The 14,235-nt window shown below is 71.5% G+C and carries 17 protein-coding genes; all 17 read right to left on the bottom strand.

Going from position 1 to position 14,235, the window contains the following annotated elements; genetic code table 11:
* Positions 1-10: 10 nt before the first annotated feature.
* The 17 genes from GA0070618_RS32805 to asnB all read right to left on the bottom strand — a co-directional run bounded on the left by GA0070618_RS32805 (position 11) and on the right by asnB (position 14,224).
* Complete coding sequence (locus tag GA0070618_RS32805) at positions 11-1,537, bottom strand: peptide MFS transporter (RefSeq protein ID WP_088985102.1); 1,527 nt, start codon at positions 1,535-1,537, stop codon at positions 11-13.
* Positions 1,538-1,543: 6 nt separating this feature from the next.
* A complete protein-coding gene (locus tag GA0070618_RS32800; protein ID WP_088985101.1) occupies positions 1,544-2,620 on the bottom strand; it encodes a ketoacyl-ACP synthase III family protein in 1,077 nt (358 codons plus the stop codon).
* Positions 2,617-2,769, bottom strand: coding sequence for a hypothetical protein (locus tag GA0070618_RS35085; RefSeq protein ID WP_231931539.1), 153 nt, complete (start codon positions 2,767-2,769; stop codon positions 2,617-2,619). Before GA0070618_RS35085 ends, GA0070618_RS32800 begins: the two co-directional genes overlap by 4 nt.
* Positions 2,770-2,972: 203 nt before the next feature.
* The gene (locus tag GA0070618_RS32795) at positions 2,973-3,287 is read right to left on the bottom strand and encodes an antibiotic biosynthesis monooxygenase family protein (RefSeq protein WP_197701698.1); all 315 of its coding nucleotides are present in this window, start codon (positions 3,285-3,287) and stop codon (positions 2,973-2,975) included.
* A complete protein-coding gene (locus tag GA0070618_RS32790; RefSeq protein ID WP_088985100.1) occupies positions 3,284-3,616 on the bottom strand; it encodes an antibiotic biosynthesis monooxygenase family protein in 333 nt (110 codons plus the stop codon). The genes GA0070618_RS32795 and GA0070618_RS32790 overlap by 4 nt, the downstream gene beginning before the upstream one ends.
* Positions 3,617-3,618: 2 nt before the next feature.
* A complete protein-coding gene (locus GA0070618_RS32785; RefSeq protein ID WP_088985099.1) occupies positions 3,619-4,368 on the bottom strand; it encodes an SDR family NAD(P)-dependent oxidoreductase in 750 nt (249 codons plus the stop codon).
* 30 nt (positions 4,369-4,398) lie between these two features.
* Entirely contained in the window at positions 4,399-4,857 is a 459-nt protein-coding gene (locus tag GA0070618_RS32780; protein ID WP_088986014.1) for an SRPBCC family protein, read from the bottom strand.
* 2 nt (positions 4,858-4,859) lie between these two features.
* Positions 4,860-5,117, bottom strand: a complete 258-nt coding sequence (locus GA0070618_RS32775) for an acyl carrier protein (protein WP_088985098.1) — start codon at positions 5,115-5,117, stop codon at positions 4,860-4,862.
* A gap of 34 nt (positions 5,118-5,151) precedes the next feature.
* Complete coding sequence (locus GA0070618_RS32770; RefSeq protein ID WP_088985097.1) at positions 5,152-6,369, bottom strand: ketosynthase chain-length factor; 1,218 nt, start codon at positions 6,367-6,369, stop codon at positions 5,152-5,154.
* Positions 6,366-7,637 (bottom strand): beta-ketoacyl-[acyl-carrier-protein] synthase family protein, encoded by a 1,272-nt coding sequence (locus GA0070618_RS32765; protein ID WP_088985096.1) that lies wholly within the window; start codon positions 7,635-7,637, stop codon positions 6,366-6,368. The genes GA0070618_RS32770 and GA0070618_RS32765 overlap by 4 nt, the downstream gene beginning before the upstream one ends.
* Entirely contained in the window at positions 7,634-8,065 is a 432-nt protein-coding gene (locus tag GA0070618_RS32760; RefSeq protein WP_231931538.1) for a cupin domain-containing protein, read from the bottom strand. Before GA0070618_RS32760 ends, GA0070618_RS32765 begins: the two co-directional genes overlap by 4 nt.
* 41 nt (positions 8,066-8,106) lie before the next feature.
* Positions 8,107-8,430 (bottom strand): TcmI family type II polyketide cyclase, encoded by a 324-nt coding sequence (locus GA0070618_RS32755; RefSeq protein ID WP_088985094.1) that lies wholly within the window; start codon positions 8,428-8,430, stop codon positions 8,107-8,109.
* A 161-nt stretch (positions 8,431-8,591) separates the two neighbouring features.
* Entirely contained in the window at positions 8,592-9,467 is an 876-nt protein-coding gene (locus tag GA0070618_RS32750; protein ID WP_088985093.1) for an NAD(P)-dependent oxidoreductase, read from the bottom strand.
* A complete protein-coding gene (locus GA0070618_RS32745; RefSeq protein WP_088985092.1) occupies positions 9,467-10,204 on the bottom strand; it encodes an SDR family NAD(P)-dependent oxidoreductase in 738 nt (245 codons plus the stop codon). Before GA0070618_RS32745 ends, GA0070618_RS32750 begins: the two co-directional genes overlap by 1 nt.
* A 73-nt stretch (positions 10,205-10,277) precedes the next feature.
* Positions 10,278-11,198 (bottom strand): NADH dehydrogenase [ubiquinone] iron-sulfur protein 5, encoded by a 921-nt coding sequence (locus GA0070618_RS32740; RefSeq protein ID WP_088985091.1) that lies wholly within the window; start codon positions 11,196-11,198, stop codon positions 10,278-10,280.
* Positions 11,199-11,247: 49 nt separating this feature from the next.
* Positions 11,248-12,252 (bottom strand): methyltransferase, encoded by a 1,005-nt coding sequence (locus GA0070618_RS32735; protein WP_088985090.1) that lies wholly within the window; start codon positions 12,250-12,252, stop codon positions 11,248-11,250.
* 109 nt (positions 12,253-12,361) lie between these two features.
* A complete protein-coding gene (asnB, locus tag GA0070618_RS32730) occupies positions 12,362-14,224 on the bottom strand; it encodes an asparagine synthase (glutamine-hydrolyzing) (RefSeq protein ID WP_088985089.1) in 1,863 nt (620 codons plus the stop codon).
* Between the last annotated feature and the right edge of the window lie 11 nt (positions 14,225-14,235).

Below are 14,235 nucleotides of genomic sequence, written 5' to 3'. Positions count from 1 at the left end.
GTCACTCCGTTCAGCTCAGGGACTTCACGCCCTCGGCCGGCGACGGCGCCGTCGCCGGCTGGTCCGGTACGGGCTCGTCGGCGAGGCGTCGCGTCAGCGAGCGGACGGAGAGCGCCAGGGCCGCCGCCACGGCGAGCCCGATGCCGCCGAGCACCAGGTAGAAGGTGGCGTCGGAGACCACCGCGGTGATCCCGGCGAGCTGCCCGCCGGTGGCCGCGCCGACCGCCGCGAAGAGCCAGAACAGGCCGATCATCTGGCTGGAGAAGCCCGGCGGGGCGACCTGGGCGGCCAGGCTGAGCCCGACCGGCGCCACCACCAGCTCACCGCAGACGATGATCAGGTAGACCGTCAGCAGCCAGAGCGGCGAGACCGGTCCGCTCTCGGCGAGCGAGGCGGCGAAAGCCATGATCACGAACGAGACGCCACCGAGCAGCATGCCGGCGACGAACTTCGGCGGCACCGCCACCCGGGAGCCCATCCGCACCCAGAGCGCGGCGAACGCGGGAGCGAGCAGCAGCAGGAACAGCGGCTGCGCCGACTGGAACCAGCTCGCCGGCACCTCGAAGCCGAACACGTCCCGGTCGACCGAGTCCTTGGCGAAGATGTTCATCAGGGCGGGGCCCTGGGCGTAGAGCATCCAGAAGAACGCCGAGGCGATCAGCATCCAGAGGAACGCCCGCAGCCGTACCCGGTACGGCTGGATCTCCGGCCGGCGGTTCAGCCGGACCCAGTAGACCACCGGCACGCCGAGCACCATCAGGCCGAGGAGCATCAGCACCTGCTGGAGGGCGATCACCCCGCTGGCCACGCCGAGCACGGCCAGCAGCGCCGGGACGCCCCCGAAGATCGCCGAGCGCCGCCAGACGCGGGACCGCACCTCCGGGGGCGCGGGGTTCGACGGGCGGGAGCCGACGTCGCCGAGGCCGCGCATCCCGACGACGTACTGGATCAGGCCGACGACCATGCCGAACGCGGCGATGCCGAAGCCCAGGTGCCAGTTGATCCGCTCGGCGGCGAACCCGGTGACCAGCGGGGCGAGCAGCGCGCTGACCTGGACGCTCATGTAGAACAGCGAGAAGGCCGCCTCCCGCCGCTCTGGCTGGCCCCGGTACATGTCGCCGACCATCGCCGCCATGCTCGGCTTGACCAGGCCGGTGCCGATGATGATGCAGCCCAGACCCAGGTAGAGGGTGGGCTCCGCGGGTACCGAGAGGAGGATGTGCCCGGCGGTGATGAAGACGCCGCCCCAGAGGGTGGCGCGCCGGGCACCGAGGATCCGGTCGGCGAGCCAGCCGCCCGGCAGGGCGGCCATGAACACCAGGGACATGTACATGCCGAAGAGCGCGGCGGCGTCCACCTCGGACATCCCCATGCCGCCGTCCTCCGGGGAGGCGACCAGGAACAGCGCCAGGATGGCGAGCATCCCGTAGAAGCTGAACCGCTCCCACATGTCGACGACGAAGAGGGTGCCGAACCAGCGGGGCTGGCCGAGGAAGGTCTTTTCGGTGGGCGGGAGCGGTGTCGCTGTCGAGGTCATGGCCTCTCATCCCCTTCTGACGGTGCGGGTGAGACCGGCCGTCGTGGCCGGGCGGCTGGCGGTGGGTGGCCGGCGGAGCATCTCGACCACGGCACACGACCAGGTGAACCCCGCACCGACACCGGCGAGGAGGCACCGCTGACCGGGTTGCAGGACGCCCGAGTCGGCGATCTGCCCCAGCCCGGCGATCTGGTCGCCGGCGCCGAGGTGGCCGACCTGGCGTCCCCAGGACCAGGTGGTCCGGTCGGGGTCGATGGCGAACTTGTTCAGGAAGTGGGCGTTGAGCCGCCCGCGCCCGAGGTTGGGCAGGACGAACCAGTCGATGTCCGCCAGCTTCACCTCGGCGTCGGCCAGGGCCCGCTCGATCGCCTCGGACTGGCCCCGGTCGATCCGGTCGAGGATGCCGTCGAGGCCGCTGGAGCGGACGAAGTCCTGCCGCACCTTCTCCACGTCCACGGTGGCCCGGGCGCTGAACGGGACCGGGCCGAACGGGTCCACCCCGCGCTGCATCTGCTCCAGCCCGGCGTCGGCGACGGTGACGATGCTGCGCAGCCGGGCGAACCCGGGCCGGCGGGAGACGACGACGGCGGTGCCGGCGTCGCCGAAGACGGTGCCCGGATCGCTGCGCCACCGGTCGAACCCGGGGGCGCAGAACCGGTCCCCGGTGGTGACCAACGCGCTGGTCCGCGCCGGGTCGCCGAGCAGGTAGCTCACCGCCAGCTCCAGCGCGCAGAGGCCCCCGTTGGACATCTGCCGCACCTCGATGGCCGGGCAGGAGTTCCCCAGCACCTCGCGCTGCACGTACGAGGCCGGGGCCCACATGTCGTGCCCCTGGTACCAGGTGTTCGCGTGCAGGACCAGGTCGATCTCCGCCGGCCGTGCCCCGGCCTGCCGGAGCGCGGTCCGCGCCGCGTGCGCGGCCATCTCCGGGCCGGACTCGCCCTCGCTCACGCAGACCGACTGCACCTCGGTACGCCAGACCTGCCGGCGCTCGCAGAGCCCGGCCTGTTCCGCCTCCGCCAGCGTCATCACCGGGGGCAGGCGACGCCCGGTGCCGACGACGTAGAGGCTCTCGACCCTCATGCCGACGGTCCCGTGGCGCTGCCGGCGAGCCGCCGCCGGTGGTGGCGTTCGGTCCTGGGCACCGCCCCGCCGCCGGCCGCGCGGCGCGTGCCGGCGGGCCGGTCGTCGGTGGTCCGGGCAGCACCCACCTGGGGCAGGGGGTCGGTCACGGTACGGCCTCCAAACTCCGTCGCTGCCCATTCCTGGGCGTGTCGTGCGCCCCCGGTTCGCGGGGGCCGGATGCGGGCGGGCGGCGGCCGGAGAGCCCCGGTCAGGGGTCCTCCGGCCACCGGTGGATCGCCGGGCGTCCCGCCCGGTCGTCGCCCGGCCCTCGTCCCGGACGGCCCGCCGGCCGCCGGTGGTACGGCGACGCTCAGAACGCCGCCGACACCTCGAAGACCTCGAAGAAGTTCTCCTGCTCGCGGTCCTGGTACTGGCGCAGCGGCGAGGTGGAGGGGCGGTGCGAGACGCCCTCCTCCCAGACCCGGAAGGCCGCCAGGCTCTCCCACTCGCTGAGCACCACCATCCGGTGCGGGTCCGTGGTGGACCGGAGCAGCTCGTTGCCGATGAGGCCGGGGGTGCCCTCCAGGTGCCGGCTGATCTGGTCGTACGCCTTGGCGACCGCGTCGGCGTCGTCGGCCGGCGCGCGGTGCCACACCATCACCCGGGCGCGACCGGCGGTGCTCACCGCAGGGCCTTCGCGGCCTCGCCGGCCGGCAGCGCGAAGACGACGTTCATGGTGAACATCGCCCCGCCGTGCCGGTACGGGTGCAGCTTCTTGCGGTGCTCCACGTGCTCGTCGCTGTGCTCGAACTCCCGGAACCGGGGCTCGTCCACCCAGTCGCTGATGACGTAGTAGGTCGAGTCCTGCGCGGAGTCCTTCATCAGCCACTGGCCGAGGTTGGCCGGGTGGTCGGTGATGACGCTGCCGATGGAGAGCCAGGTCTGCTCGAAGTCGGCCTCCATCCCCGGGTTGATGTCGAACCGCAGCATGACCCGGAAGGTGGGGTTGCTCATGATCAGATACCTCCGTCGACGGGAATGGCGGCGCCACTGACGTAGCGGGACTTGTCACTGGCGAGGAAGAGCACCACCTCGGCGACCTCGTCCGGGTCACCGAGCCGGCCGAGCGAGGTGAGCTGCGCGTACCGGGCCTCCATGGCGGCCCGCTGCTCCGGGGTGAGCCGCGCCATCTCCTCGGTGGCGATGACGCCCGGCTCGACCAGGTTCACCCGGATGCCCCGGCGGCCCAGCTCCTTGCAGAGCGAACGGGTCAGCCCGACCAGACCGGCCTTGGCCGCGGTGTAGTGCGCCCGCATCGGGATGCCCACCTTGGCCACCCGGGAGCCGATGTTGACCACCGACGCGCCCTCGCCCATCAGCGGCAGGGCCTTCTGGATGACCAGGAAGGTGCCGGTCAGGTTGGTGTCGACGACCGCGTGCCAGTCGGCCAGCGACAGGTCGTCGTAGCCGATGTGGCTGATCACGCCGGCGTTGTTGACCACCACGTCCAGGCCGCCCAGCCGGACCTTGCACTCGGCCAGCAACTGGTCGATCTGCTCCGCGTCACCGACGTCGGCGCGGACCAGGTGGTGCTGCCCCGGGGTGTCCTTCAGCTCCCGGGCCAGGCTCTCCACGGCCTCGCCCTCGGAGCGGTAGCAGGTCACCACGTTCGCGCCGGCCTTCGCCAGGGTCAGCACGATCGCCCGGCCGATGCCGCGCGTGCCGCCGGTGACCAGGGCGTTCTTGCCGGCAAGTAGCTGTTCCATCAGTCCTCCAGGTAAGGGGTGGCGCCGGCTTCAGGAGCGGGCGACGGCGGCCTTCTCGATCCGTTCCTTGATGGCCGCCATCTGGATGGCCGAGTTCTTGAGCAGGTGCGCGGCCATGGCCGCGTCGTCGAAGGGCATCTCGTCCTTGACGTGGAACTCCTGCTCCCAGCGCATCTCCACGCCGCCGTCGACCTCGCGGTACGCCCAGAAGATGTGCATGAAGTCGAACGGGCCGGTCTCGATCCGGTGCGCCCGGACGGTCCGGGTGGCCGGGTCGGAGGTCCGCTCGGAGACCCAGGTGTTGACCCGGCCGTTCTCGTCCGGGTGCATGGTCAGCCGGAACCGGATGGTGTTCCCGTCCCGCTCCAGCACCTCCGCCGAGGCGTACTCGGTGAAGAGGTCCGGCCAGTTCGGCACGTCGTTGGTCATCTCCCAGACCAGGTCCATCGGCGCGTCGATGACGACGGCGCACTCCGTCTTCTCGGCCATCGTCACGCCGCTGCGGTGAGCTGGGCGTTGACGAACTCGATCAGCTCGCGCGGGGTGCGCAGGTCGCTGATCTTCTCCTCGGGGACCGAGGCCGGGAACTCCTTCTCCAACCGGCTGACCACCTCGAGCAGGGCCAGCGAGTCGTAGCCGAGGTCGGTGAAGAGGGTGTCGCGGATGTCGGCGGTCAGGTCGACCGAGTCGTCCACGCCCACCGTCGCGCGGATCACGCGCGTCAGGTCGTCCAGGGTCATCTCACTCATGGCAGGAGCCTCCAGTCGGTTGTGTGGTGGATCGTCACGAGGTGGCACGGACGACGACGGCGGAGTTGAACCCGCCGTGCCCGCGGCCGAGCACCAGCGCGGTGCGCACCGGCGCGGTACGGGGACGCTCCCGGACGAGGTCGATGTCGCAGCCGGGGGCGAGGGTGTCGACGTTGATCGTCGGCGGGATGACGCCGTCGCGGATGGAGAGCAGGGCGCTGACCGTGTCGAGGGCGCCGGCGCCGGCGTAGATCCGGCCGGTCATCGTCTTCGGCGCGGTCACCGGCACCCGGCGCGGACCGAAGATCGCGCTGATCGCCGCCGCCTCGACGCGGTCCAGCTCCGGCACGCCGTACGCGTCGGCGAAGACCACGTCGACGTCGCCGGGCTCGACGCCCGCGTCGGCGAGCGCCAGCCGGGCCGCCTGCTCCAGGGTGGGCCTGCGGTCCCCGCCGGGGCGGGGGTCGAAGGTGGCCGCGTACCCGGCGATCTCCCCGTAGACGTGCGGCGCGCCGCGCCGACGGGCGGTCTCGGCGTCCTCGACCACCAGGATCGCGCCGCCCTCACCCGGGACGTAGCCGTTCGCCCGCACGTCGAACGGGAGGAACGCCGCGTCCGGGTTGTCGCTGTGGCTCAGGTTGCCGGTGGGCATCTGGGCCACCACACCGGCCGGCGACATCGCCGACTCGGTGCCGCCGACCAGGACCAGCTGGTGGTTCTGCCGCAGCACCCGGCGGCCGTGGCCGATCGCGTCCAGGCCGCCGGCCTGCTCGGAGACCACCACCCCGCAGTGCCCGCGCAGCTTGTGCCGGATGGAGAGCTGCCCGGTGGTGGCCGCGTAGAACCAGGCGATCGACATGTACGCGCTGACGTGCTCCGGGCCCTGCGTCCAGAGCTTCTCCAGCTCCCGCTGGCCGACCTCGACGCCGCCGGTGGCGTTCGCCGTGATCACGCCGATCTCGTACTCGGGGAGCTGGGTCAGGTCGACCTGGGCGTCCCTGATCGCCATCTCGGCGGCCACGAACGCCAGGTGACTCATGGCCGAGGTCTCCACCAGCAGGCGGCTCGGCACGTGCTCGCTCGGGTCGAAGGTGGCCAGCTCACCGGCGAGCTTGACCGGGTAGCGCGGGGCGTCGAACCGCTGGATGCGGTTGATGCCGCTCTTGCCGTCCAGGATGGACGACCAGTAGGTCTCGGTGTCCATGCCGTTGGGCGCCATGACGCCCAGGCCGGTCACCACCGCTGTCTTCATGCCGGCACCGCCTCGGGGTCGACGACCAGGATCGCGCTCTGGAAGCCGCCGAAACCGCTGCCCACGCTGAGCGCGGCGTCGGTGCGGTGCTCACGCGCGATCATCGGTACGTAGTCCAGGTCGCACTCCGGGTCCCTGGTGGTCAGGTTGGCCGTGGGGGGCACCACGTTGTGCTTGACGGCCAGCGCGCAGGCGGCCACCTCGATCGAGCCGATCGCGCCCAGCGAGTGGCCCACCATCGACTTGATGGAGCTCATCGGCGTCTTGTAGGCGTGCTGGCCGAGGCTCGCCTTGACCGCCGCCGTCTCGTGCCGGTCGTTCTGCTTGGTGCCCGACCCGTGCGCGTTGACGTAGTGGATGTCCTCGGGGTTCAGCCGCGCCTGGTCCATGCTCAGCCGGATCGCCTCGGCCATCTCCCGTCCGTCCGGCTTGAGGCCGGTCATGTGGAAGCCGTTGGCCCGGGTGGCGTACCCGGCGATCTCGCAGTAGATCGGCGCGCCCCGGCGGCGGGCCGACTCGGCGCTCTCCAGCACGAACATCGCCGCGCCCTCGCCGAGGATCAGCCCGCGCCGGTTGCCGTCGAACGGCCGGCAGGCCGACTCCGGGGTGTCGTTGAAGGTCGACGTGGCCCGGATCGCGTCGAAGCAGGCCACCGTGATCGGCGAGATCGGCGCGTCGGTCGACCCGGCGATCACGATGTCCGCCGTGCCCTCGCGGATCAGGTTGGCCGCGTACCCCAGGGCGTCGATGCCGGAGGTGCAGCCGGAGGAAACCACCGAGGCGGGACCCTCGGCGCCGGTCGCCCAGGCCACCTCGCGCGCCAGCGAGCTGGGCGCGAAGTAGTCGTACATCTCGGGGACCGCGTACTCGTGGTCGACGATCCACTTGCGACCGCCGTCGCTGACCACCGTGTACTCGGTCTCCAGCCCCATCGTGCAGCCGACCGCGTTGCCGACGGTGACCGCCGTGCGGGTCGGGTTGAGGTCGGCCAGGGCCAGCCCGCTGTCCTGCACCGCCTCGCGGGTGGCCAGGACGGCCAGCTGGGCGGCCCGGTCCATCCGCCGGACCTCCTGCGGGGTCAGGCCCATCTTCGCCGGGTCGAAGTCGATCTCGGCGGCGACCTGGCAGCGGAAGTCCGACGGGTCGAAGAAGGTGATGCGTCGGGTGGCGGTCCGGCCGGCGGTCATCATGTCCCAGAACGCCTGGCGGCCGACGCCGCCCGGTGCCATCACGCCGATGCCGGTGACCGCGACGCGCGGTGTGCTCACTGGTGCCCTCCGACCTGGGGCGCCGGCTCGTTCTCCCGGCCGGGCAGGAACTCGGTGTCGATGTGACCCAGTTCCGGCCGGGGCGCGAGCGGGCAGAGGTGGAAGATCACCTGGGCCGGTTCCTGGCCGCGGTTCTCCACCCGGTGCTTGACGTTGATCGGCACCAGGCACGCCTCACCCGGGCCGAGGTCGACGTACTCGGTGTCGATCCGCATGGTGATCTGACCGCTCACCACGTAGATGGACTCCTCCGAATACGGGTGGATGTGCTCGCACACGAATTCGCCCGGCTCCAGGGTGAGCATTCCGCCGAATCCGGTGGTGGACTTCACCGTCTTCGGGCTCAGCAGGATACGGACATCACCGCCGCGCCGACGGTTCGGCTGTACGTCGCTCCACGAAACCTTCGTGGCGCTCGTGGTGGTCACGGTTTTCTCCTCTCGGCCTGCGGTGCCGGTTCCGGTGACGGTCATCGCTCCGGCGTCCAGGTGTAGAAGGGCTCGGCCATGGCGTCCTTCGGTTCCGCCCAGGCCGGGTCGTACGGGCTGATGAACTGCGCCAGCTTGTCGTGGATGTCCTGGTAGAGCGGGTGGCTGCGGGCCTTGTACAGGTCGCGGTTGATGGACTGGTCCGCCTCCACGAGGTGGAAGTAGAGGTCGTGGAAACGGAACAGCGTCCGCCGGTCCACCCCGATCATGTGCGGCAGTTCGGTGGCGTCCGATTCGGCGAAAATGTTGGCGACCGACGCGGCATCCGCCGGGTTCATACGGGCCACAATGAGCGTCCGGTGCACAGTCCTCTCCTTTCGGCTGATGCAGGGTTGATCGCCAGGAGTGCCGATCAGGGTCGGCCAGGCATCCCGGTCTCTACTGCGAAATGATTTCGTCGGCGCCTCGAAGGCGCTTAAAGCCCGGATGGAGCATTCGCGAATCCACCGGGGGGTGGGGAACGCCGTCAGGCGTCGTGCCGGCCGATCATCTCGTGCACCGCGGCGGCGTCCTGGTCGCCGTAGCCGGCGTCGATCGCCTCGGTGAAGGTGACCGCGGAGCGCTCGATGACCGGCATGTCCACGCCCACCTTGGCCGCCTCCGCGAGGGCGAGGCGGAGGTCCTTGTTCATCAGCCGGGTCCGGAAGGCCGCCGGCTCGTACTTCCGCTCGCGCATCAGCGCAGCCCGGAACGACATCACCTTGGAGCTGAAACCGCTGCGCTCCACCGCCATCAGCAGCATGTCCCGGTCCAGGCCGGAACGTTCGCCGTAGGCGACCGCCTCGGCCATCGAGGCGACCTGCGCGCCGAGCATGGCGTTGAAGACCAGCTTCATGGTGGCGGCCATCCCGGGCGGGCCCAGGTAGACCACCTGCGGACCGAGCAGGGCGAGGACGTCCTCCACCTCGGCCAGGTCGGCCTGCGCGCCGGCGGTCAGCACCCGCAGCTCGCCGTTGCGGGCCTGGTGCGGGTTGCCCACCACGCACGCCTCGATCCGCTTCACCCCCGCCCGCGCCGCCCGCTCGCCCGCCTCCCGGGCGTAGGTGGGGGAGACGGTGGAGGTGTCGATGATCGGTGTGCCCGGCCGGGCCGCCGGGCACACCGCGCCGAAGAGGACCTGCTCCACGGCGTCCTCGTCGGCGAGGCTGACCAGCACCACGTCCGCCCCGGCGACCGCCTCGGCCGGCGAGTCCGCCTGCCGCGCCCCGGCCGCCACCAGCCCGGCGGCCTTCGCCGCGGTCCGGTTCCACACCGTCAGCTGCACACCACTGTCCAGCAGCCGGTGGGCCATCCCGCCGCCCATGCCGCCCAGGCCGAGGACGGCCACCTTCCGGGTGGCCATCAGATCCCGCCGTCCACGTGCAGGGTCGCCCCGGTCACGTACGCCGACAGCGGGCTGGCCAGCAGGAGGACGGCGTTCGCCACGTCCTCGGAGGTGCCGAGGCGGCGCAGCGCGGCGTTGGACTTGATCCGCTCGTACATCTCCGGCGGCAGCCCGGCACCCGGCTCGGTCTCGATGATGCCGGGGGAGACCTCGTTGATCCGGACGCCGCGCGGGCCGACCTCCTTGCACACCGACCGCATCCAGCCGTTGATGGCGGCCTTGCTGGCGGTGTAGTGCGCCTTGCCGGCCAGGCCCCGGGTGCTCACCGACGCGCCGACGACGACGATCGACGCGCCCGCGCCGAGTAGCGGCAGGGCGGCGTGGGTGACCAGGTGGAACGCGGTCAGGTTGGTGTCCAGCACCCGCCGCCACTCGTCGAGGGTCACCTCGGCGGCCGGCGCGTGGCTGTCCACCCCGGCGCTGTTGACCACGATGTCCAGCCCGCCCAGCTCGGTGCGCGCCACCTCGACGAGGCGCGTCACGTCCGCCGGGTCGCGCAGGTCGGCCTGGACCACCTGGTGGTTGCCGTCGGTCGCCTTCAGGTCCCGGGTGAGGCTCTCCGCCGCCTCGTGGTCGTGCCGGTAGCAGGTGACGACCGAGGCGCCGGCCCCGGCCAGGGCGGTGACGATCGCCCGTCCGATGCCGCGGGTGCCACCCGTGACCAGGGCGCGCTTGCCGGCCAGTTGAAGATCCACGATTCCTCCGGTTTCGGGCGGCGCCGCCGGCAGGGCCGACGACGCCGCGCACTCGATGGTTCTCAGAACTCGGTCAGACGAGCGTGATCAGGCGGTACAGACCCTCGACCGCACGCGGGTGGCCGGTGGTGGCGTTGGTCGCGTACGAGTAGAGGAGGTACGCGCCGGGGGTCAGCTCGGTGCGGACGATGGCCTGCTTGCCGGCCGAGAGCGGGGCGAGGCCGATCGGCATGGTGGTCACCGGGGACTCGCTCGGCCACTGGCCGTTCTTGATCGCCTCGAAGTACGCCGCCACGTCCTCGGCGGTCGCGCCCGGCGCGAGGCGGGACAGGACCGCCTCGTTGTTGTGCCGGGTGGTGTTGACCACCAGGTGCTCGCCGGTGGCCTTCAGCTTCCGGCTCGGCACCAGGAACGACACGGAGTCGTTGCGCTCCCGGTGCAGGACGTAGTCGTCGACGTCCGGGAACCGGGGGACGCCCAGCCCGGTGACCGTCAGCGGCTTCACCTGCGGCACCGCCGTGGCGCTGGTGTAGTCGAAGTTGACCAGGTGGTAGGTGCCCGGCAGCAGGAACTGCGTGAACGACACCCGGGAGTCCGGCGTCACGACCGCGCCGCCGAGGTTCTCGGCGCAGGCCACCAGCTCCCGCTCGGCGGCGGCCCGCTCGGCCGGGTCGTAGGCCGAGGTGGCGGCCAACGCGGTGAGGTACCGGTCCACCGACACCCCCGACCGCAGCCGGATCAGCAGCAGCGACCGGCCACCCGGCTCCGGGGTGCTGACCCGGAAGGTGACCGCGCCGCCGCGCAGCTGGCCCGGCGCGGTGAAGCTGTCGGGGTGGATGACGATGTCCACCGGGGCGGGACGGGTGGCGGGGGCCGGCGCGGCCTTCGCCGGCGCGGCCACGGAAAGGCCCGCCAGCGCGGCCCCGGCGGCGCCGCCCAGCAGCAGGCGACGACGGGAGACGGAGGCGCGTCCGGCATCGGGTTTCGCTGTCACAGGAACTGTTCTCCTTTGTGGAGGGTTCGGATGGATCCCGGCCGGTGGGTCAGGCGGTCTTGCGCCCGATCACGGCCGAGTCTGCGTCGGTCAACGGCAGGACCGAGGTCTCGGTGAAGCCGGCCTCGCGCATCCAACCCTGGCAGTCCGCCCCGGTGTACTCGCCGCCGCCCGGGGTGACCAGCTGCATGTTGAGGCTGAGCAGCAGGTTCGCCGGCTCGCGCCGGTCGTCGTCGATCAGGGCGTCGTACACCATGACCCGGCCGCCGACCGGCAGCGCCTCGTACGCCTTGCGCAGCAGGGCGACCCGCTGCTCGTCGTTCCAGTCGTGCAGCACGTGGCCGAAGATCAGGACGTCGGCGGTGGGGAGGCTGTCGTTGAAGAAGTCACCGGCGTGGAAGGTGACCCGGTCGGTCATGCCCAGCCGGTCCATGTGCTCGTCGAAGAACGGCTTCACCGGCGGCAGGTCGAAGGTGCCGGCGTTCAGCTGCGGGTGGGCCTTGGCGATGACCGCGGCGATGTTGCCCCGCGCCCCGCCGACGTCCACGAAGGACGACACCTCGGTCCAGTCGAACTTTTCGGCCAGCGCCGGGCCGACCGCCGAGTTTGCGCCGTCCATCGCGGACATGAAGTTCCGCACCGACTCCGGCCGCGAGTAGAACTTGTTGAAGTCACGGTCGGTGTGCGCCTGCATGTCACCGGTCTTCAGCAGGTCGGTCAGCTTGCCCCAGACGCCGTACTGCCAGGCGTGCATGCGGAGGAAGCCGCCCTGGTACGACGGGTGCTTCGGGTCGAGCTGGTTGGCGGCGGCGGCGCTGATCGCGTAGCGCCCCTCGGCGTCGCGGTCGAGCACCTTCAGCGCGACCAGCGAGTCGAGGAAGTCGCGGCTGGCCCGGGGGTGCAGCCCGAGCGTCTCGCGGATCTCCGGCTCGGTCCGGCCGCCGTCGGCGAGGACGCCGAACAGGCCCAGCTCGACCGCGCTGAGGAAGGTCTTGGCCGACCAGTAGCCCGCCGCGAGGTCGAGGATCGACAGGTCAGAGTTCTTGGTTCCCATTGCGAAGGCTCCTTCGGAGTGTGGTGCGGGCCGTGGTGGTCGCCACGATGCGCGAAACGCTGACAGCCGTTCCTCGACGAGGGATCGAAGACGACTGGGACGGTGCCGGTCAGAGGTCGACCCGCACCCGGTACTGGTCGAGCCACATGTTGAGCTGGAAGAGCATCTCCACGTGGGTGCGCGCCACCCAGGCGCGCGGACCGGAGATCAGGCTCTCCGGGTCGGCGGCGAACGCCTTCGCGGCGGTTACGTCCACCAGCCCGGCGATCGGGGCGTCGCGGTCGGCGGTCAGCGCCAGGAGCTGGTCGCAGAGCGCCTTGGCGTACGCGGCGTCCTGGGTCACCGGGTACGGCGACTTCTTCCGGTCGACGATGGCCGGCGGCAGCACGTCCTTCACCGCCGCGCGCAGCAGGCTCTTCTCCCGGCCGTCGAAGCTCTTCTGCGACCACGGCGCGGAGTAGACGTACTGCACCAGGCGGTGGTCGCAGTACGGCAGGCGCAGCGCCAGCCCGACCGAACCGGCGATCGACTCGGAGTGCGGGATCAGCGTCTCCAACCAGTTGGTGACGTTGAGGTACCACATCTCCCGCATCCGCTTCTCCTGGCCGGTCTCACCCGGCAGCAGCGGCACCCGGTCCATCGCCTCCCGGTACCGGCCGCTGGTGTAGCCACGCATGTCGAGCCGCTCCAGCAGGCCCGCCTCGATCAGGTCGGTGCCCATGCCGTGCTTGCCGCCACCCCAGTGGGCCATCGCGATCCACGGGAAGGTCTGCGCCTCGATCAGCGGCGGCATCGACATCCACATGGTGCCGCCGAAGACACCGTCGGCGGCGTCGCCGAGCAGGGCCAGCGGGGTGTGCTCCTGCACCGCGCGGCACAGCACGTACAGCGAGGTGTTCATGTTGCCCAGCGGGCTCGGCACGTCCTTGGCCCGCAGGGCATTCGCGGCCACGATCGGGTCGAGCAGGTCGGCGGTGTCCAGCACGATGTCGGTGTGCTCGGCGCCGATCGCGTCGACCAGCTCCTTGACGTACGGCGCGTCCGAGGAGCCCCAGACCTCGTCCGGGGTGAACTCCTCGGCCGAGCCGAACGAGACGGTGAAGGTGTGCAGCGGCCCCTCGCCGCGCTCCTTGAGCGCCCGCGCGGCCAGCGCGGTCACCCCGGAGGAGTCCAGGCCGCCGGAGAGCATCATCCCCAGCGGTACGTCCGCGGTGAGCTGCCCGCCCACCGACTGCTCCAGCAGCTCCCGGACGGTGGCCACGGTGGTGTCCAGGTCGTCGGTGTGCGGCTGCGCCTCCAGCGCCCAGTACCGCTCCTCCCGGTGCCCGGAGCGGGTGACCCGTACGACGTGCCCGGCGCGCACCTGGTGCATGCCCTTGAACACGCCGTGGCCGGGGGTGCCGGCGTAGGAGAGGATCTCGCGCAGGCCGTCGGCGTCCACCACGGCCTCGGCCTGCGGGTGGTCCAGGATCGCCTTGCGCTCCGAGGCGAAGAGCACGCCGTGCGGAGTCGGGTAGTAGAATATCGGCTTGTTGCCGAGCCGGTCCCGGACCAGCAGCAGCTCCTCGCGGCGGACGTCCCAGACCGCGAAGGCGTAGCCGCCCTCCAGCTTCTCGGCCAGCCCGGCGCCCCACTGAAGGTAGGCGTACGCCACCACCTCGGCGTCGCCCCGGCTGCGGAACCGGTGCCCGTGCGACTCCAGTTCGGCGCGGAGCGCGGGCGCGTTGTAGACGTCGCCGTCGACGGCGACCACGGCGAGGATCTGGCCGTCCGCCTCGACGACGTACGGCTGCCGGCCGCCGTCCAGCTCGACCAGCGCGAGCCGGCGGTGACCGATGGCGGCGCGCGGGGACGTCCAGACGCCCTCCGCGTCCGGCCCCCGGTTGGCCATCGTGGCGCTCATGGCACGGACGGTTGCCTGCGCGCGGGACAGGTCCCGCTCGTAGTCAACCCAGCCAGCGATACCCGACATGGCTCGTCTCC

It is taken from the genome of Micromonospora echinospora, from assembly GCF_900091495.1.
Classification (GTDB): domain Bacteria; phylum Actinomycetota; class Actinomycetes; order Mycobacteriales; family Micromonosporaceae; genus Micromonospora; species Micromonospora echinospora.
The sequence above is the reverse complement of the archived record's forward strand: the minus strand, read 5'-3'. Positions and strand labels throughout refer to the sequence as shown.